General features: G+C 69.1%; 16 protein-coding genes. 10 read left to right on the top strand and 6 right to left on the bottom strand.

The annotated features are described in order from the left end of the window. Positions 1 to 23 precede the first annotated feature (23 nt). Positions 24 to 1016: a GlxA family transcriptional regulator gene (locus ACQPYH_RS22160; protein ID WP_432894278.1), complete on the top strand. Its 993-nt coding sequence runs from the start codon at positions 24 to 26 to the stop codon at positions 1014 to 1016. A 3-nt stretch (positions 1017 to 1019) separates the two neighbouring features. Here ACQPYH_RS22160 and ACQPYH_RS22165 read toward each other — a convergent pair whose 3' ends face one another. Then, entirely contained in the window at positions 1020 to 2141 is a 1122-nt protein-coding gene (locus ACQPYH_RS22165; RefSeq protein WP_432894280.1) for a M24 family metallopeptidase, read from the bottom strand. Positions 2142 to 2186: 45 nt separating this feature from the next. Between ACQPYH_RS22165 and ACQPYH_RS22170 the strand changes: the two genes are divergently transcribed. From ACQPYH_RS22170 to ACQPYH_RS22180, 3 genes are read left to right on the top strand one after another with little or no spacing between them, the layout of a single operon-like run. Next, on the top strand, positions 2187 to 2963 hold the full coding sequence (locus ACQPYH_RS22170; protein ID WP_432894282.1) for an alpha/beta fold hydrolase: 777 nt from the start codon (positions 2187 to 2189) through the stop codon (positions 2961 to 2963). A 40-nt stretch (positions 2964 to 3003) separates the two neighbouring features. Beyond that, positions 3004 to 3882, top strand: a complete 879-nt coding sequence (locus ACQPYH_RS22175; protein WP_432894284.1) for an SDR family NAD(P)-dependent oxidoreductase — start codon at positions 3004 to 3006, stop codon at positions 3880 to 3882. Then, positions 3879 to 5579: an AMP-binding protein gene (locus ACQPYH_RS22180; RefSeq protein ID WP_432894286.1), complete on the top strand. Its 1701-nt coding sequence runs from the start codon at positions 3879 to 3881 to the stop codon at positions 5577 to 5579. Before ACQPYH_RS22175 ends, ACQPYH_RS22180 begins: the two co-directional genes overlap by 4 nt. Here the strand turns inward: ACQPYH_RS22180 and ACQPYH_RS22185 are convergent. Then, complete coding sequence (locus ACQPYH_RS22185; RefSeq protein ID WP_432894288.1) at positions 5566 to 6348, bottom strand: LLM class flavin-dependent oxidoreductase; 783 nt, start codon at positions 6346 to 6348, stop codon at positions 5566 to 5568. The two genes, ACQPYH_RS22180 and ACQPYH_RS22185, sit on opposite strands and share 14 nt — an antisense overlap. A 58-nt stretch (positions 6349 to 6406) precedes the next feature. Here ACQPYH_RS22185 and ACQPYH_RS22190 point away from each other — a divergent pair, with 58 nt between their 5' ends. The 3 genes from ACQPYH_RS22190 to hrpA all read left to right on the top strand — a co-directional run bounded on the left by ACQPYH_RS22190 (position 6407) and on the right by hrpA (position 11936). Further along, positions 6407 to 6811 (top strand): universal stress protein, encoded by a 405-nt coding sequence (locus tag ACQPYH_RS22190; protein ID WP_432894290.1) that lies wholly within the window; start codon positions 6407 to 6409, stop codon positions 6809 to 6811. Positions 6812 to 6889: 78 nt separating this feature from the next. Further along, positions 6890 to 7756: a TIGR03619 family F420-dependent LLM class oxidoreductase gene (locus ACQPYH_RS22195; RefSeq protein WP_432894292.1), complete on the top strand. Its 867-nt coding sequence runs from the start codon at positions 6890 to 6892 to the stop codon at positions 7754 to 7756. 268 nt (positions 7757 to 8024) lie between these two features. After that, complete coding sequence (gene hrpA / locus ACQPYH_RS22200) at positions 8025 to 11936, top strand: ATP-dependent RNA helicase HrpA (protein WP_432894294.1); 3912 nt, start codon at positions 8025 to 8027, stop codon at positions 11934 to 11936. On the opposite strand, the gene ACQPYH_RS22205 is transcribed toward hrpA, so the two are convergent. Further along, positions 11933 to 12874 carry a helix-turn-helix transcriptional regulator gene (locus ACQPYH_RS22205; RefSeq protein WP_432874476.1) on the bottom strand — a complete coding sequence of 314 codons (942 nt, stop codon included), beginning with the start codon at positions 12872 to 12874 and terminating at the stop codon, positions 11933 to 11935. The two genes, hrpA and ACQPYH_RS22205, sit on opposite strands and share 4 nt — an antisense overlap. Positions 12875 to 12937: 63 nt before the next feature. Here ACQPYH_RS22205 and ACQPYH_RS22210 point away from each other — a divergent pair, with 63 nt between their 5' ends. After that, on the top strand, positions 12938 to 13783 hold the full coding sequence (locus ACQPYH_RS22210; protein WP_432874478.1) for a DinB family protein: 846 nt from the start codon (positions 12938 to 12940) through the stop codon (positions 13781 to 13783). On the opposite strand, the gene ACQPYH_RS22215 is transcribed toward ACQPYH_RS22210, so the two are convergent. Further along, positions 13780 to 14598, bottom strand: a complete 819-nt coding sequence (locus ACQPYH_RS22215; protein ID WP_432874480.1) for an AraC family transcriptional regulator — start codon at positions 14596 to 14598, stop codon at positions 13780 to 13782. The genes ACQPYH_RS22210 and ACQPYH_RS22215 overlap by 4 nt on opposite strands. Before the next feature lie 70 nt (positions 14599 to 14668). Here ACQPYH_RS22215 and ACQPYH_RS22220 point away from each other — a divergent pair, with 70 nt between their 5' ends. Next, complete coding sequence (locus ACQPYH_RS22220) at positions 14669 to 15415, top strand: phytanoyl-CoA dioxygenase family protein (RefSeq protein WP_432874482.1); 747 nt, start codon at positions 14669 to 14671, stop codon at positions 15413 to 15415. Positions 15416 to 15459: 44 nt separating this feature from the next. Here the strand turns inward: ACQPYH_RS22220 and ACQPYH_RS22225 are convergent, their stop codons facing one another. Both ACQPYH_RS22225 and ACQPYH_RS22230 read right to left on the bottom strand, forming a co-directional pair. Then, positions 15460 to 15876 carry a VOC family protein gene (locus tag ACQPYH_RS22225; RefSeq protein WP_130448344.1) on the bottom strand — a complete coding sequence of 139 codons (417 nt, stop codon included), beginning with the start codon at positions 15874 to 15876 and terminating at the stop codon, positions 15460 to 15462. Positions 15877 to 16057: 181 nt separating this feature from the next. Continuing rightward, complete coding sequence (locus ACQPYH_RS22230; RefSeq protein WP_432874484.1) at positions 16058 to 16720, bottom strand: CGNR zinc finger domain-containing protein; 663 nt, start codon at positions 16718 to 16720, stop codon at positions 16058 to 16060. Positions 16721 to 16771: 51 nt separating this feature from the next. On the opposite strand from ACQPYH_RS22230, the gene ACQPYH_RS22235 reads away from it, so the two are divergent. Continuing rightward, complete coding sequence (locus ACQPYH_RS22235) at positions 16772 to 17971, top strand: MFS transporter (protein WP_432874487.1); 1200 nt, start codon at positions 16772 to 16774, stop codon at positions 17969 to 17971. The last annotated feature ends 51 nt before the right edge of the window (positions 17972 to 18022 follow it).

The following is an 18022-nucleotide window of genomic DNA, read 5'->3' on the forward strand; positions in this document are numbered from 1 at the left end:
ACAACATGTGTCAAAATGTGGCCATGTCTTCACGGAGCCCACGCCACCTGACCTCCGTCGGTCCGCACGTGGTCGCCGTCCTCGCACTCGAGCCGGTGGTCGGGTTCGACCTGACCATCCCGCCGACCGTCCTGGGCGCGGCGACCAAGGCCGACGGCACCAAGCTGTACGACGTCCGCATCTGCGGCCTCGGCGGCCCGGTCCGGGCAGGAGCCGGGTTCAACCTCATCCCGGACTACGGACCCGAGGCGCTGGCCGAAGCCGACACCGTGATCGTCCCCGGCACCTACATCCACCAGCCGCGGTACGACGGCACGCTGCCCGACGACCTGGCCGCTGCGCTCGCGACGATCCGCCCGGGAACCCGGATCGCCTCGATCTGCACGGGCGCATTTGTCCTCGGCGCCGCCGGCTACCTGGACGGCAGGCCCGCGACGACGCACTGGGAGCGGGCCGAGCTGTTCCGCAGCGTCTACCCGCAGGTGAAGCTCGACGAGGACAAGCTGTTCATCGACGACGGCGACATCCTCACCTCGGCAGGCCTGGCCGCGGGCGTCGACCTCTGCCTGCACCTGATCCGCAGGGACTTCGGCAGTGAGGTCGCGAATCGGGCCGCGCGGCACTGCGTCGTACCGCCCTGGCGGGACGGCGGGCAATCGCAGTACATCGAGCGGGCCATTCCGGAAGAAGGCAGTGAAGGTACGTCGCCGACGCGGGCGTGGGCGCTCGCGCGACTCGGCGAGGAGATCAGCCTGGCCGCGATGGCGGCGTACGCGCAGATGAGCGTGCGCACCTTCAGCCGGCGATTCAAGGCCGAGACAGGGCAGTCGCCCGGCACCTGGCTGCTGCAGCAACGCGTGCGGCACGCCTGCAACCTGCTGGAGACGACCGATCTGTCCGTCGACCGTGTCGCCCACGAAGCAGGCCTCGGGACCGCCGCGTCGCTGCGCCACCACCTTCGCTCCGAGCTCGGCGTCTCGCCACTCGCCTACCGCAAGACCTTCCGGGCCGGCTGAACCTCAGAGCACCACGAGGTCGTGCGGCTGGTTGTTCATCGACTCGCCGCCGTCAGCGGTGACCACGACGATGTCCTCGATCCGCGCACCCCACCGGCCCGGCTGGTAGATGCCCGGCTCGACGCTGAACGCCATCCCCGCCTCGAGCGGCAGGTCGTTGCCCGCCACGATGTACGGCTCCTCGTGCACGTCCAGCCCGATCCCGTGCCCGGTCCGGTGGATGAAGTACTCACCGAAGCCCGCCGCCGCGATCACGTCCCGCGCGGCCGCGTCGATCGACTCCGCCGTCGCACCGGGCCGAACGGCATCCACCGCAGCCTGCTGAGCCTGCTGCAGCACGGCGTACGTCGCGGGCACATCGGAGTCGCGCGGCGCCCCGACGGCGTACGTGCGGGTCGAGTCGGAGTTGTAGCCCTCGGCAACGGGTCCGCCGATGTCGACGACCACCACGTCGCCGGCCTCGATGACCCGCTCGGACAGTGCGTGATGCGGGCTGGCGCCGTTCGGACCGCTCGCGACGATCACGAAGTCCGCCTCCGCGTGGCCCTCCTCGACGATCGCGGCGGCGATGTCGGCGCCGACCTCTGCCTCCGTCCGCCCAGGCCGCAGCCACTCGCCGACCCGGGCATGCACCCGGTCGATCGCGGCGCCTGCCTTCCGCAGCGCCTCGATCTCGGCCGTGTCCTTGCGCATCCGAAGCTCGCGGACGATCGGCCCGGCCAACACCTGCTCGGCCTTTGGCAATGCGTCGCGGATCGCCAACACATGCAGCGCCGGCGTGAAGTCGCTCACCGCGACTCGTTCAACGCCACCGAGCCGCTCGGCCGCCAGGTTGTACGGATCGACACCGTCCACCCAGGTGATGACGTCGACGCCGAGCTCCTCCAAGCCGGTGAACCCCGGCGCCTCGAGCTTCGGTACGACGAGCGCCGGGGCACCGTCCGCGGGGATCAGCAGCGCGGTGAGCCGCTCGAACGAACCGCCCGGCTGACCGATCAGGTACCGAAGATCCGAGCCCGGCGCGATGACCAGACCGGTGCCTGCCGCGGCCTCACGGGCGCGATCCAGGCGGGAACGGAGTACGGCGAAGTCGGGAATCGGAGGGAGTGCTGAGCGACGGGCCATGGGTCGACTCTAAAACTGTCGGGAGCGATTGCTAAAACCTCTCTCATGACTCTGCACCATGTGGCCTTCGGCGACGGCGTTCCGGTTCTTGCGTTGCACGGCTGGACTCCGGACCACCGGCTGATGACCGGCTGCCTCGAACCGATCTTCAGCCAACTGACCGGGTACCGGCGGCTCTATCCCGACCTGCCCGCGATGGGCCAGAGCCCGGCCGGTGACATCGACAGCTCCGACGGGATCATGGCCGCGATCCGGGAGTTCATCGGCGAGCAGATCGGTGACGAGCCGTTCCTGCTCATGGGCGAGTCGTACGGCGGATACCTGTCCCGCGGCCTTGTCGCCGAGCGCCCCGAGCAGATCCTGGGTCTGGGGATGATCTGCCCGACCGGCACGCTCCAGCGCGAGGACCGGCAACTGCCGGAGCACGTCGTTCTGCGGACCGAGCCTGGCGTGCTCGAATCGCTGACCGAGGGTGAAGACTTCACCGACCTCGCCGTCGCGCAGACCGCGGCTGCACTGGCTGCCTATCGCGCTGATGTCGCGCCAGGTCTCGCGGTCGCGGATCTGGTCGCGATGGACCGGATCGAGGAGAAGTGGGCACTGACGACGGCGCCGGAGAGCGGACCGGTCTACACCCGGCCGACGTTGATCTTGTGCGGCCGGCAGGACGCCGTCACCGGGTACGCCGACCTGTACGACCTGCTCCCCCACTACCCGCGCGCGACCTACGCGATCCTCGACATTGCCGGGCACAACCTGCAGATCGAGCAGCCCGAGTTGCTCGGCGCGTTGGTCAGGGAGTGGTTGCAAAGGGTCAGCTAGGGGCTCCCGCGCGTGGCTACCAGCGGGTAATGTCGGCGGCATGGTGACTGGGAAGCGTGCGTTCGGGTGGCCGTTGCTTGTCGCACTGACCAACGGGCGCACCAGGATCTCCGACGAGCGCTTGACCGCGGCCGTCCGGGACAAGGTGATCCTGGTGACCGGCTCGTCGTACGGGATCGGCGAGGCGACCGCGCGACGGTTGGCTGCAGCCGGAGCGACGGTGTTGCTCGTGGCGCGGACCGAGGAACAGCTGCAGGTGGTGGCCGACGAGATCCGGGCGGAGGGCGGGTCGGCGTACGTGTATCCGGCGAACCTTGCGGATCCTGCGGCGGTCGAGGAACTTGTGCGGACGGTGCTGGCCGAGCACGAGCGGGTCGACGTACTCGTGAGCAACGCGGGCAAGTCGATCCGTCGGTCGGTCGCGGACACGTACCAGCGGTTCCACGACATCGAGCGGACCAACGCGATCAACTACCTCGGCCCGGCGAAGCTCGTGCTCGAGCTGCTCCCGTCGATGCGCGAGCGCGGGTCGGGGCACATCGTGAACGTGTCGACGGCCGGGGTGCGGACGCCGCCGATGGCGCGGTGGTCGGCGTACCTGGCGTCGAAGAGTGCCTTTGATGTGTGGTTGCGGTGCGTGGCGCAGGAGGTTCGCGGGGACGGGGTGACGACGTCGACCGTCTACATGGGGCTCGTGCACACACGGATGAGTGAGCCGACGCCGCTGCTCAACAAGATGCCCGGGCTGACGCCGGAGCAGGCCGCCGATCAGGTGTGTACGGCGGTGGCGGAGCGGCCGCACAACATCACGCCGCCGTTCGTCCGGCCGGCCGATGCCGTGGGCAACTTGTTGCGCGTGCCGACGGACCGGTTGCTCGAGCAGTACTACCGGCGTACCGGAGGCGGGAAGAAGCGGTGAGAACGATCCGCCCGATCGGACCGATCCGCCCGCCGGAGTGGCTGATCCAGAGCGCGGCCGAGGTCGGCGAACTGTCGGTCGCGCTGATCCGGTCCGGGGTCTGGCGGTCGGCCGGGCCGGCGCAGCTCGTGCGGATCGAGCGCGCGCTGCGGACGTGGGGCCAGTCGATGGCCGCTCTCGGGGTGATCGCGGCGATCCGGTGGCCCGATCGTGCGGCGGTGATCTCGGGTGATCATCAGCTCACGTACGCCGAGCTGGACCGCCGGTGCGAGCGCATCGCGGCCGGCCTGCACGCGCAGTACAACATCGTTGCCGGCAGCAAGGTTGCGGTCCTGTGCCGGAACCACATCGGCTTCCTGGAGGCGACCCTGGCCGCGTCGCGGATCGGCGCCGACGTGCTGTTCGTCAACACGGAGTTCGCTCCGCCTCAGCTCGCAGCTGTCTTAGAGCGGCACCGGCCAGACCTCCTCGTCCACGACGCAGAGTTCGCCGCTCCGCCCGGCCTCCCGGCAGTCGTCTCGAGCCCCGCCGGCCTTCGGCCGGGCAAGAACGGTGCGGCAGGCGGCGAGGGCGGGGGCGACGGCACAGGTGGCGGCACAGGTGGCGGCAGCACGGTGGCTCTCGACGAACTCGCGGAAAGCCGCGCCGCGGGCGCGCCGACGCCGGACAGCGCGGGGCACATCACGATTCTGACGTCCGGGACCACGGGCACGCCCAAGGCGGCGCCTCGAGTGCCCACCGCAGCTGGGCTGGCAGGGCTGACTGCCAGTGCGCTGAGCAGGTTCGGGGTGCGGTCGGGTGAGCCGGTGATCATCGGGCCGCCGTTGTTTCACGGGCTTGGTTTGTTGACGTCGATGTTGGCGTTGTTTCTCGGGGCGCCGTTGGTGTTGCGGCCGCGGTTCGACGCTGCGACGTTGCTGGCAGATGTGGAGAAGAACCGGGCGGGCGCGGTGGTCGCCGTGCCGGTGATGTTGCGGCGGTTGCTGGAGTTGGGGCCGACGGCGATCGCGGAGTACGACCTGCATTCGTTGCGGGCCGTGATCTCCGGTGCGTCGCAGCTCGGCGTGCCGCTGGCCGAGCGGTTCATCGAGCGCTTCGGGCCGGTGCTGTGCGATGCGTACGGATCGAGCGAGGTCGGCATCGCCACGATCGCCAACTCCGCGGACCTGCTCGACGCGCCCGGCACGGTCGGTCGCCCGTGCCTCGGCAGCTCGATCCGGATCCTCGACGACCAGGACCATGAGGTGCCAACCGGCACGACCGGGCGGATCTTCGCGGGTGGCGGGCTCGTGTTCGGCGGGTACTCCGACGGTTCGAGCAAGACCGTGGTCGACGGGCGGATGAGCACCGGTGATCTCGGCCATCTCGACAACGCGGGTCGGCTGTTCGTTGACGGTCGCGAGGACGACATGATCGTCTCCGGCGGCGAGAACGTGTACCCGGTCGAGGTTGAGGAGTGCCTCGCCGCGCATCCCGCGGTCGCCGAGGCGGTCGTCACCGGCGTACCAGACGACGACTTCGGCCAACGGCTCGTCGCGTACGTCGTACTGCGCGAGCCGGCGACCGAGGACGAGCTGATCGCGCACGTCAAGGCAAACCTGGCCCGCTACAAGACCCCGCGCCAGATCGTCATCCTCGACGAGTTCCCCCGCAACGCCACCGGCAAGGTCCTCCGCATCAAACTCACCCCGCCGTGAACAGGCCGTAGAACCGCGTCATCCGCTCGAGCGCCCCGCTCTCGTCCCCGAACGACACCGCGACCGTCTCGGCCCCGGCTTCGGCGAGCTCGTGAGCCATCGCGACGACAGGCGCCGGATCGCCATCGGACCAATCGAGCCGAGTGCCGACCTTCACCTGCCGCTCCCCGAACGACCGCAGCCGCGCGACCGCCGCGCTGAACCCAGCGCCGTCCAGCCCGAGCCCCTGCCACTCGTCGCCGAACCGAGCCGCCCGCCGCAACGCCGGCGTCGTCGTACCGCCGATCATGATCGGCAACGGCGCCCGAAGCCTCGGCTCGAACACCCCGCCCCGGTCGCGCCCTTCGAACAGGTCGCGAAGGACCTCCAGCGACGAGTCCGTACGCCGCCCGCGCTCCTCGAACGGGACCCCGACCGCCGCGAACTCCTCGCGCGCCCATCCGGCCCCAAGCCCGAGTACGACGCGCTCGCCCGACAGCCGGTGCAACGTCGCAGCCTGCTTGGCGACCACGAACGCGCTTCGCATCGGCAGCACCAGCACAGACGTCCCGAACCGGATCCGGCTCGTGCGCGCCGCGAGGTACCCGATCGTCACGAGCGGCTCGTACACACCGCCGTACGTCGAGCCGAACTCACCTGGCGGAAGCAGATGATCGGGCAACCACGCCGTGCCGTAGCCGAGTTCCTCAGCGGCTACGGCCAGCTCGACGAGTCGCTCGGGCGGCATCGCCGCCGACTCGTCCGGGAGGACCACCTGCAGCTCAACCATGCGCTTGACCTTAACCGCTTGTCCGGCGGTGGCTTCGATTGATGGGAGAGTGGGTGCTGTGAAGATTCTCGTCGGATACGTGCCAACGCCCGAAGGTGAGGCGGCGCTGACCGCTGCTGCGACCGAGGCCGAACTGCGCGGCGCCTCGGTGCTCCTGCTGAACACCAGCCGCGGCGACTCCTACATCGACGCCCGCTACGCCGACGCCGACGAGATGGCTGCTGCCGAGGCCAAGCTGCGCGAGCAAGGTGTCGAGGTGACGATCCAGCAGGCCGTCACCGAAGGCGACGTGGCCGGCGCGCTGCTCAAGGCGGCCGCCGCGGAGGACGTCGGGCTGATCGTGCTCGGTCTCCGCCGCCGCTCCCCCGTCGGCAAACTCATCCTCGGCAGCACCGCGCAACGCGTCCTGCTCGAATCGCCCGTCCCGGTCCTCGCGGTCAAGGTCGCGTCGCCGCACGACTGATCGCAAGAACGCGGAACCCGCTCCGACCCACGGGTGAACGGGCGCCTTCGGGGTGCCCTGGAGCGGAAGGAACTGCGGATGTCATATCCCGAGGTTGGCGTCGGGCTGCCGGTGGTCGGGCTGCGCGGGCCGGATGCGGTGGTCGAGATCGCGACGGCCGCCGACGAGCTCGGATTCGCGGCGGTGTCGGTCTTCGAACGGCTGCTGGTTCCGGCGGCGCCCGACTGGGTGAACCACGCCGGGTTGCCGAGGGAGTCGGCGTACGACGCCTTGGAGACGCTGACGTACGTCGCGGCGCGGACCGAGCGGGTCCGGCTGCACACTGCCGTACTCGTGCCGCTGTTCCAGCAGCCGGTCGTGCTCGCACGGCGAGTGGCGACGCTCGATCAGCTCTCCGGCGGGCGGATGGATCTGGGCATCGCGCTCGGTTGGCTGCCGGAGGAGTTCGTCGCTGCGGGCGTGCCGGCGCGCGGGCGGGTTGCGGCGTTCGAGGAGTCGGTCGCCGTACTGCGGGCTTGCTGGGGGCCTGATCCGGTCGAGTTCGCTGGTGAGCACTACACCGTGCCGATGGCGACGCTCGGGCCGAAGCCGGTAGCTGGTTTGATGCTGTACGGCGGTGGGGTCGCGCAGCCGGCGATCGAGCGCGCTGCTCGGATCGCAGACGGGCTCACGCTGGCGCATCGCGACTGGGAGTCCACGTGTGCGGCCGTCGGGTGGTACCGCGAGGCAGGTGGTTCGGGGCCGATCATCCTGCGGGCCGGGCCGATGAAACCGCATCCGATGTTGCAGGGGCCGGTGGGTTTCACTCCCGAGACGATCCTCGACGACCTGCAGCGGGCGGCCGCCGAAGGGATCACCCGGGTCGACTGGGACCTCAACCTCATCGGTACCCCGATCCCCGACCAGGTCGCGGCGTTGAAGGCGCTGGCGGGTCGCCTGCGGTAATCCGGATGAGGGGCTGGGGCCGGACGCCTAAACTGGACTGGTTATGCCTGATGCCCGGACCGAGTCCCCGAGTCCATCCCCAGTTCCCTCCCAGGACCCAGCTGCCAGGCGGCCACGCCGCCGTCGCAAGCCAGGCGCGGGCAACACCCGCACCCAGGGAGCATCCCCCGGCGACAGCCCCACCCAGGGCGACGGTGAAGGGCGCGGTACGTCGCGCGGGGCTCGCGGGCGCCGCGCCTCCTCGGACATCGCTCCCGCCGAGGACGGGGTGAGCCTCGCGGATGCAGTAGCTCGGTTGGAGGACCTGACGGCGTACGACCGGGAGCAGCTTGGGAAGCGGCTCGAACGGGTTCGGACGACCAAGGAAGCCCGGAAGCGTGAGCAGGCGCTGCAGGGGGTGCTCGGGGCGATCGAGCAGGCCGAGCGCAGGGTCGAGGTACGTCGGAGCGCCGTACCGGAGATCACCTATCCGGAAGAGCTGCCGGTCAGTCAGCTGAAGGACGAGATCGCGTCGGCGATCCGCGACAACCAGGTCGTGGTCGTCGCGGGCGAGACCGGTTCGGGTAAGACCACCCAGATCCCGAAGATCTGTCTCGAGCTCGGTCGCGGCATCCACGGCATGATCGGCCACACCCAGCCCCGCCGGCTCGCCGCGCGCACGGTCGCCGAGCGCATCGCCGAAGAGCTCGGCACCGAGCTCGGCGAGACAATCGGCTTCGCTGTACGGTTCACCGACAAGGTCAGCGAGCGCTCGCTGGTGAAGCTGATGACCGACGGCATCCTGCTGAACGAGCTCCAGCGCGACCGCGACCTCACCCGGTACGACACGCTGATCATCGACGAGGCGCACGAGCGCAGCCTGAACATCGACTTCATCCTCGGCTACCTCAGGCGCCTCCTCCCCCGCCGCCCCGATCTCAAGGTCATCATCACCTCGGCGACCATCGACCCGGAGCGCTTCGCCGAGCACTTCGCCGACGCGCAGGGCAACCCGGCCCCGATCGTCGAGGTGTCCGGCCGGACCTACCCGGTCGAGGTGCGGTACCGCCCGGTCAACGACCCCGAGGACCCGGCGACGATCGACCGCGACCAGACGCAGGCGATCCTGGACGCCGTCGACGAGCTCGAGTACGAGGCCGACGGCGACATCCTGGTCTTCCTGTCCGGCGAGCGGGAGATCCGCGACACCGCTGACGCGCTCAACGACAAGTTCCGCGGCGAACGGCGTACGACGGAGATCCTGCCGCTCTACGCCCGGCTCTCGAACGCCGAGCAGCACCGCGTGTTCCAGTCACACTCAAACCGCCGGATCGTGCTCGCGACCAACGTCGCCGAGACCTCACTGACTGTCCCCGGCATCAAGTACGTCATCGACCCCGGTACGGCGCGCATCTCGCGCTACAGCCACCGCACCAAGGTCCAGCATCTCCCGATCGAGCCGGTCTCCCAGGCCAGCGCGAACCAGCGCAAGGGCCGCAGCGGCCGGACCAGCGACGGGATCGCGATCCGGCTGTACTCCGAGGAGGACTTCGAGAACCGCCCGGAGTTCACCGACCCGGAGATCCTGCGCACCAACCTCGCGTCGGTCATTCTGCAGATGACCGCGATCGGGCTCGGCGACATCGCGGCGTTCCCGTTCATCGACGAGCCGGACAAGCGCAGCATCACCGACGGCCTGCAGCTCCTCACCGAGCTCGGCGCGATCGACACCCCGAAGGGCGGACGGCTCACCCCGATCGGCCGTCAGCTCGCGCAGATCCCGCTGGACCCGCGGCTGGCCCGGATGATCGTCGAGGCCGACAAGCATGCGTGCGTCCGCGAGGTCATGGTCATCGCGTCAGCGCTGTCGATCCAGGATCCGCGCGAACGGCCGACAGACGCCGAAGCGCAGGCCCAGCAGGCACATGCGCGGTTCCGTGACCCGAACAGCGACTTCCTCGGGTACCTGAACCTCTGGGGCTACCTGAAGAAACAGCAGAAGGAGCTGTCCGGCAACCAATTCCGCCGGATGTGCCGTAGCGAGTACCTCAACTACCTGCGCGTCCGCGAGTGGCAGGACATCTACGCGCAGCTCCGCCAGGTCGCGTCCCAGATCGGCGTCAAGCTCAACAGCGGCGAGCCGGCCGACCCGCAGAGCGTCCACATCTCGCTGATGTCGGGCCTGCTGTCGCATCTCGGATTGAAGGACCCGGCCAACCAGCATCAGTACATCGGTGCCCGCGGCACCAAGTTCGCGATCTTCCCCGGCTCCGGCCTGTTCAAGAAACCACCGCAGTTCGTGATGGCCGCCGAGCTCGTCGAAACCTCACGGTTGTGGGCGCGGGTGAACGCGAAGATCGAGCCCGAGTGGGCCGAGGATCTCGCTCCGCACCTGATCAAACGGTCGTACTCCGAACCGCACTGGGAACGCAAAGCCGGCGCGGTCATGGCGTACGAGAAGGTCACGCTGTACGGCGTACCGATCGTCGCGCGGCGGAAGGTGAACTACGGCAAGGTCGACCCGGAGGTCTCGCGTGAGCTGTTCATCCGGCACGCGCTGGTCGAGGGCGACTGGGACACGCACCACAAGTTCTTCCACGAGAACCGCAAGCTGATCGAGGAAGTCGAGGAACTCGAGGAGCGCACCCGGCGCCGCGACCTGCTCGTCGACGACGAGACCCTGTTCGCGTTCTACGACGAGCGGATCGGCCCGGAGGTCGTCACCGGACGGCACTTCGACACCTGGTGGAAGACTGCACGTCAGCGCGACCACGACCTGCTCGACTTCGAGCGGTCGCTCGTGGTTCGCGAGGGCGCCGAGGTGCGCGAGGAGGAGTTCCCGCTGCACTGGATGCAGAACGGGATGACCTTCGACCTGACGTACGCGTTCGAGCCGGGGACGGACGCCGACGGTGTGACCGTTCACCTCCCCCTGCTCGTGCTGAACCAGGTCACCGCGGACGGGTTCGAGTGGAGCGTGCCGGGCTTCCGCGAGGAGCTGGTCACCACCCTCATCAAGTCCTTGCCGAAGACCATACGGCGCAACATCGTGCCCGCACCGGATCACGCCCGGCAGATCCTTCCCGAGCTGGACCCGGCGTCCGGACCGCTCACCGACGCGATGGCTCGCGCGCTGCGGGACCTGCGTGGTGTCGTGATCGAGCCGAGCGACTGGGACTGGAGCCGGGTGCCCGAGCATCTGCGGATGACATTCCGGGTCGAGGACGACAAGCGCAAGACTGTTGCTGAGAGCAAGGACCTCGCGAACCTGAAGGAGAAGCTGAAGCCGAAGACCACCGCCGCGATCTCGCAAGTCGCGTCGAAGGCGGTCAGCGGACTGGAGAAGTCCGGTCTGACCGACTGGACGTTCGGTGACCTGCCGCGCAGCTTCTCCGAACGCCGCAACGGTCTGACGGTCGCCGGCTACCCGGCGCTCGTCGACGAGGGCAAGACCGTCGCGATCCGGCTGCAGGAGACCGAGCGCGACCAGGCCGCCGCGATGTGGGCCGGCACGCGCCGGCTGTTGCTGCTCACGATGCCGTCGGTGATCGACGTCGTACAACGTCACCTGAGCAATCAGCAGAAGATGACGCTGATGGCCGGTCCGCATCGCAACGTCGGCGAGTTGCTCGACGACGCGATCGGCGCGGCAGTCGATCAGCTGATGGCGGCCGCCGGTGGTCCGGCGTGGAACCTCACGGCGTTCGCGATCCTGCGTGACGCCGTACGGTCGGATCTCGCGGACACCGTGCTGACGATCCTGCAGCAGGTGGAGCAGGTGCTCGGGCATGCGCGGACCGTGGACAAGCAAATCTCGCGCGCGTCGAGCCCGGCGTTGATCGTGGCGTTGTCGGACGTCCGCGGTCAGCTCGAACGGCTGGTCCACCCGGGCTTCATCACCGAGACCGGCGCCAAGCGGCTGCCGGACCTGGTCCGGTACCTGCGCGGTATGGAGCAGCGCCTCGACAAGCTCGGCGCGAACGCAGCTCGCGACCGCTCCGGGATGGCCATCGTCCAAGGCCTCACCGACGAGTACGAGAAGCACCTCCGCGCCGTACCGACCGGGAAGTACCCGAGCCCGGGGCTGCTCGAGGTGCGGTGGATGCTCGAGGAGCTGCGCGTCAGTCTCTTCGCGCAGACGCTGGGTACGCCGTACCCGATCTCGGACAAGCGGATCCGGAAGGCACTCGCGGACAGCTAAGAGTCGAGCAGGCGGCGGGCGTGGTCGTGGACTGCCGTGCGGAGTTCGGGTGGTTCGAGGATCTCAAACGGCCAGTAGAGGCGGATGACTCCTGAGACGAGGGGTCCCAGGTCGTTCGCGGCGAAGCGGACCTCGCAGGTGTTCGCGTCAACGGGATCGACCACGCCTTGGCTCGGCGGAATCAGCCGGGCGACGGTCGCGGCGTCTGCCTGGACGCGGACCCGGGCGACGATGTCCCACGGCGCCACTCCGGTGCCCTCGGCAACTAGTGTGACCGGGTCGGGCGGGTCCTCGAACCGGTAGCGCGAGCCGGTCAGCGCAGGCTCGCTGATGCGGTCGACGCGGAAGGTACGCCAGGCCTGCCGATCGCGGTCGCGGGCGACGAGGTACCAGCGGCGGCCGGTGTGCACGATCTGGAGCGGCTCGACGCTGCGCTCGGACTCGCTGCCGTCATGGGTTCGATAGCGGAACCGGATCCCTTCGACATGACGGCAGCCGGCGGCCAGCGTGACCAGCACTTCGCCGTCGACCTGCGGCAGCTCCCCCTGCGGCAGCTGCGTGGTGTGCGCGCTGATCGCCGCAACCTGCTCCTGCAGCCGTGCCGGCAGGACCTGATGAAGTTTGGCCAGCGCCGAGACGGCAGCCTCCTCGACACCCGACACGGTCGTGGTCGTCGCGACCCGCAGGCCGACCGCGATCGCGACCGCCTCCTCGTCCTCGAGCAGCAGTGGCGGCAGCCGACCACCCGGACCGAGGCGGTAGCCGCCGCCGATCCCGGCTTCGGCCTCGACCGGGTACCCGAGCGACCTCAGTCGCGTGACGTCCCGGCGTACGGTCCGCGGCGTGACGTCGAGCCTGGCCGCGAGCTCCGTGCCGTCCCACTGCGGGCGCGACTGGAGCAGCGACAGCAGGCGGAGCAAGCGGGCTGCGGTATCCATCAATTTCCATTCTGCCCCGACCTGCGGACCGATCCTGTCCGCGGGTCGTCCTACGGTAGCGACATGACGACGCTTTCGCAGAATCTCCTGGACCTGTCCGACTTCGCCTGGCAACGCCTGCGGGACCGGGTGCAAGGGCTCACCGACGACGAGTACTTCTGGGAGCCGTTCGACGGCTGCTGGTCGGTCCGCAAGACCGAGGACGGGTATGTCCCCGACGGCAGCCGTATCCCGCCGGAGCCGGCGCCGTTCACCACACTGGCGTGGCGGATCACCCACATCGTCGACATCCTGCAGGAGGACCGCACCGCCACCTGGTTCGGCAGCCAGGTCGCCCCGGCTGATGGCCAGCCGCCCGTGCCGGGTTCCGCGGCGGACGCCCTGACCGCCCTGGATCATGCGTACGACGTCTGGCGTCGACGCCTTGCCGCGCTCAGCCAAGACGTCCTCGACCGCCCGATGGGCGAGCCGGCGGGGATGTATGCCGACCACGACGGCACGTCGTTCGCGCTGCACATCCTCGACGAGCTGATCCACCACGGCGCGGAGGTCGGGACCGTCCGCGACTTCTATCGGGGCGAGCACCCCGAGGACCCGTTCGCGGCGGCACTCAACGGCGAGCTCACCCCAGCCGAGCGGCCGGCGCTTCTCGCGGAGGCCGCTGCAGCGCAGCGATGGGAAGTCATCCCGAGGCTCGCTGACCTCGGCTTCGGTATCAACGAGCGCACCTCGGACGGCTTCACCGCTGCACACCTTGCGGCTGGAAACGGCGCGCTGGACGCACTCAAGCTCCTGGTCGAGCGCGGCGCTGACCTGTCGTTGATCGATCCGCGCTTCAACGCCGACGTACTCGGATGGGCGAAGTGGTTCAAGCAGGCGGACGGGATCGCGTACCTGGAATCGCTCTAGGGCACGAACGCGCGCTGCGAGCGTTGGCGGAAGTCGCGGGGTGGGAGCTCGTGGGCCGCGGTGAAGGTGCGGGTGAAGTAGGACTGGCTGGTGAAGCCGCAGCGGGTCGCGATCGCGGCGATCGGGGTGTTGGTTGCCGCTAGCAAGGATGCGGCGTGTTCGAGGCGGAGATCGGTGACGAAGGCGGTCGGCGTGACGCCGTACGCCGTGCGCATCGAGCGGGACAGGTGGGCAGGGCTGACGCCGGCGAGTTCGAGCAGCCGGGGTACGCCGCCGCGGAGGTTCTGCTCGGCGCGCATCGCCGTACACGCTCTCGCCAACCAGTCGGGTACGCCGGGCGCCGCGGCGTCGGCTGGTGCGAGCAGTTCCATCAGATCGATCCAGAAGCGCACGAGGTCGTAGGAGCTCGGGTTGTCCTGGAAGCGAGCCAGCGCCTGTTCGAAGACGGCGATCGCGGGCGGCTGGTGGAAGGTGATCGGGCCGCGGGACGACCAGCTGGCGGTGCGGGTCAGGTCGAGGAAGCCTTGCCAGATCGAGCTCGGGAAGGCGACGTTCACGAACTCGAGTCCGTCGGGCGTCGAGCCGCGGACCGCGTGCCGGTCGCTCGGCCGGACCAGGACCACATCGCCCGGACGAAGCTGCTCGACGCCGGTCGTCAGCAGGTGTTCGCCGCTCCCGGACACGACGCCCATGAACTCGTGGAAGTCCGCGTGGGTGTGCAGCTCGGTGTCGCGAGAGCGGGCGGGGATCCGCACCCGCGCCGCGTGGTATGGCCGCCCGAACGCGTGCGCCTCGAACCGCAGCACCTGAGTCACCTCAACACAGTACAAATTCTCGTCAGCCCATTGCTAGTACGCCGGCACCCCCGAACCGCACGCTGGAAGCATGTTCGAAACAGACGGCTACGTCATCTTCCGCGACGTCATCGACCAAGAGCTGATCAAGGAAGTGAACGATCATGTCGAATGGCTGCAGGCCCGGCATCCCGACGTACGGCCCGAGCAGCTCGGGCATGTGTACCTGCGCGACGACCCGTTCTGGGTGCGGCTGATAAGCGACGACCGGCTCGTCGACATCGCCCAGCGGTTCGTCGGGCCGGATATCGCACTGTTCGCCTCCCACTACATCTCCAAGCCGCCGTACTCCGGACAGCCGGTGCTGTGGCATCAGGACGCTGCGTTCTGGCCGCTGGACCCGATGGAGGTCGTGACGCTGTGGCTGGCCGTCGACCACTCGACACCGGAAAACGGGTGCGTGCGAGTCGTGCCGGGCAGCCATCGATTCGGGGTGGCCGGGACGCGCGCCAACACCGAGGTCGAGAGCGTGCTCGGCCGGGAGATCGCGGCCGAAGTGAACGAGGCCGACGCGGTCGACATGGTGCTCGCGCCCGGCGACGTCGAGGTCCATCACCCGAACATCGTCCACGGCAGCAACGCGAACACCTCGCCAAACCGGCGCTGCGGGCTGACGATCCGCTACATCCCGACGTCGACGCGGATCACCGACCCGGAGACGCCGTACCCGAGCGCGTTCCACCTGCGCGGTGAGCCGGGGGTGAACAGCTACCAGCCGCGGCCGTCGTACGTCGAGGGGCGGCACTTCCCGTTCACCGGCAGCAGCGCCTGGGTCTGAACATGCGAAAGCCCGCCCCGGCCGGGGCGGGCTTTCTCGATGAGCTATTCGAGGCAGATCCGGAACGGGTGGCCCGCCGGGTCGGCGTAGATCCGCCAGCCCCGCGCGTTCTCCGCGGGCGGCGGGTCCAACGGATCGAGCGGCTCGGCGCCGAGGGCGACCACGGTCGCGTGACCGCTCGAGAGGTCCTCGACGATGAGGTCGAGATGGAGATCTTGCGCGTCGGTGCCGGGCCAGGTGGCCGGCACGTACTGCTCCGAGCGCCGGAAGGCCAGCGTCGAGAACTCGAGCAACGTGCCGGGGCCGGTCAGGCTCCGCCAGTCGTCGTCACCGTTCTCGTCGATGTCCAGCCCCAGCAGCGCTGAGTAGAACTGGGCGAGCTCGAGTGGGTCCGGGCAATCCAGCACCACCGAGCCGAGCCGCCCGGCAGTACTGCCCGGCTGCTCTGCCACCTGCGTCATTTGTCCTCCACATTCTGTTGCGTCAGCCTGCTTCCGAGTCTGGGGCAGGCCCGGCCAGGTCCCTCTGGTCGGAAGGCCCGGCCGCCTACGATGACAGGTCGGGGGGACAATTCGCACCTTTCGACACGCGTTCTCGACCAGTGAGCCGATCGCTGACAGTGAAGGTTCGCTCTCACTACCACTAAGACTGCGGTACGGCGGTAGCGCGCCGGCGCTCCCCGAGCTTCCGGATCTTGGCCCGGGTCCCGCAGTCCTCCATCGCGCACCAACGGCGGGAACCGTTCCGGCTGCGGTCCAGGAACAGCCAGCCGCAGCCGCCGTCGTCGACCGGACAGGCCCGCAACTGCCGCAGCTCGACGGTCCGGATCAGCTCGACCGCCGCCACCACCAGGCGGTCCGGAATGAGCTGCGCCGGCGACGTACCGACGATCAGCTCTGCGATGCCGCGTTCGCGCTGAGCATCCGGGATCAGCATGGAACGCGCGGCCGCCGCGGACCAGCGCAACATCAAGCGCTCGAAGGCGGATCCCTGGCTGCGCTTGACCCCACCCGTCGCGACGACTGCGCCGGCCGCTTGCGGCGCCAGCACGTCGTACGCCGCCTCGCGGATCTCCAGCGTCGCCCCGAGCGCCTTCGCGGCCAACTCCGGGGCGGAGCGCCAAGTGCCCTCGACGGCGCTGTAGTCACGCAGATCGATCAGCTCGATCCGGCGGCTCCAGTCGAGCAGTTCGGCCGGCGACGTGAGGTAGTCGTGCTCGATCGAGCCGCCTCGCACCCGCGGGGTGACCGTGTTCACCAGATCGAGGGCAGGGTGTCCGCCCACGACGCGAAAACTGTCGGACATGTCTGCGATGCTACCTCCATACGGAGTTTTACTGGAATCAGAGGAGAGATCATGCCCATCTCACCACGCCGGGCCACGGCGGCCCTGCTGATGCTCTCCGTCGGCACGTTCACCTACGTGACGATCGAAGTTCTGCCGATCGGCCTGCTCACCGTGATGGCCGACGACCTGCAGCGATCCCGCTCCCAGATCGGCCTCCTGGTCAGCGGGTACGCCGTGGTCGTGGTCCTCACGTCCATCCCGCTGACCCGCGTCACCGGGCGACTGCCACGGCGGACCGTTCTGGGCGGCACACTGGCGGTCGTGGCCGTCGCCAACCTGCTGGCCGCAGCTGCACCGACGTACGAGGTGCTCTTCGGCGCCAGACTGGTCACCGCGCTGTCGCAGGCGCTGTTCTGGTCGATTGCTCCCTCGATCGCGACCAGTCTGGTCCCGGAGGAGTTCCGCGGACGCGCAGTGGCCCGCATCTCGACCGGAGCGGCTCTGGCGTCGGTTCTCGGCGTACCGATCGGCACCTGGATCGGTGAGCACAGCAGCTGGCGGATCCCGTTCGTGGCAACGGCAGCACTGGGTGCCGGGCTGTGCGCGGCCGCCATGCTCCTACTCCCCCACGTCGAGGGCTCGGACGGCGTGGCCCGACGCGGCAGTGCACCCGACATGCGGCGGTACGTCGCTGTGGTGGTTACCGCGGCGATCGGGGTCACCGGCTTCATGACGTTCAACACCTACGTCACGCCGTTCCTGCTGGACATCAGCGGCTTCGGCTCCAACGCTCTCGGGCCGATCCTCCTGGCCAGCGGACTCGGCGGTGTAGCCGGAGCCGTGCTCGTAGGTCGACTGCTCGACCGCCATCCGTGGGGCGTGCTGGTGCAGGCGCTCGTACTGCTCAGTGCCGTCCTGCTCGGTCTGGCTGCCGTCGGACGGTGGCAGGTGCCGACAGTGGCCCTGATCGCCGTGGGTGGCCTGGCCTACAGCTCCATGGCCATCGCCCTGCAGAGCAGGACGCTCGTGGTCGCGCCGATGAACACCTCACTCGCCTCCGCCGGCACCAACTCGGCCTACAACCTCGGCATCGCCGCAGGTGCCTTCATCGGCGGCCTCCTCATCGACAACACCACGGTCCGCAGCGTGGCTCTCGTCGGCGGCCTGCTGCTGGCAGCCGCGACGCTGGTAGTCCTGAGCGAGCCCCTTCTGACCCGAAGGCCGGCCGGCCTGCCAGATGCTCACCGGGTATGCGAAGAGCCTGTCTGAAGCGCCACGACAGCTCTCGTCAGGAATTTTAAAGGGTCTTGACGAATTATT

Origin of the sequence: Kribbella sp. CA-245084, from assembly GCF_050942355.1 — a bacterium.
Classification (GTDB): domain Bacteria; phylum Actinomycetota; class Actinomycetes; order Propionibacteriales; family Kribbellaceae; genus Kribbella.

Excerpts from the sequence above, each read along its gene's own strand:
- ACQPYH_RS22160 (WP_432894278.1), top strand. The coding sequence starts at position 24 with ATGTCTTCACGGAGCCCACGCCACCTGACCTCCGTCGGTCCGCACGTG.
- ACQPYH_RS22165 (WP_432894280.1), bottom strand. The coding sequence starts at position 2,141 with ATGGCCCGTCGCTCAGCACTCCCTCCGATTCCCGACTTCGCCGTACTC.
- ACQPYH_RS22170 (WP_432894282.1), top strand. The coding sequence starts at position 2,187 with ATGACTCTGCACCATGTGGCCTTCGGCGACGGCGTTCCGGTTCTTGCG.
- ACQPYH_RS22175 (WP_432894284.1), top strand. The coding sequence starts at position 3,004 with ATGGTGACTGGGAAGCGTGCGTTCGGGTGGCCGTTGCTTGTCGCACTG.
- ACQPYH_RS22185 (WP_432894288.1), bottom strand. The coding sequence starts at position 6,348 with ATGGTTGAGCTGCAGGTGGTCCTCCCGGACGAGTCGGCGGCGATGCCG.
- ACQPYH_RS22195 (WP_432894292.1), top strand. The coding sequence starts at position 6,890 with ATGTCATATCCCGAGGTTGGCGTCGGGCTGCCGGTGGTCGGGCTGCGC.
- ACQPYH_RS22205 (WP_432874476.1), bottom strand. The coding sequence starts at position 12,874 with ATGGATACCGCAGCCCGCTTGCTCCGCCTGCTGTCGCTGCTCCAGTCG.
- ACQPYH_RS22210 (WP_432874478.1), top strand. The coding sequence starts at position 12,938 with ATGACGACGCTTTCGCAGAATCTCCTGGACCTGTCCGACTTCGCCTGG.
- ACQPYH_RS22220 (WP_432874482.1), top strand. The coding sequence starts at position 14,669 with ATGTTCGAAACAGACGGCTACGTCATCTTCCGCGACGTCATCGACCAA.
- ACQPYH_RS22225 (WP_130448344.1), bottom strand. The coding sequence starts at position 15,876 with ATGACGCAGGTGGCAGAGCAGCCGGGCAGTACTGCCGGGCGGCTCGGC.
- ACQPYH_RS22230 (WP_432874484.1), bottom strand. The coding sequence starts at position 16,720 with ATGTCCGACAGTTTTCGCGTCGTGGGCGGACACCCTGCCCTCGATCTG.
- ACQPYH_RS22235 (WP_432874487.1), top strand. The coding sequence starts at position 16,772 with ATGCCCATCTCACCACGCCGGGCCACGGCGGCCCTGCTGATGCTCTCC.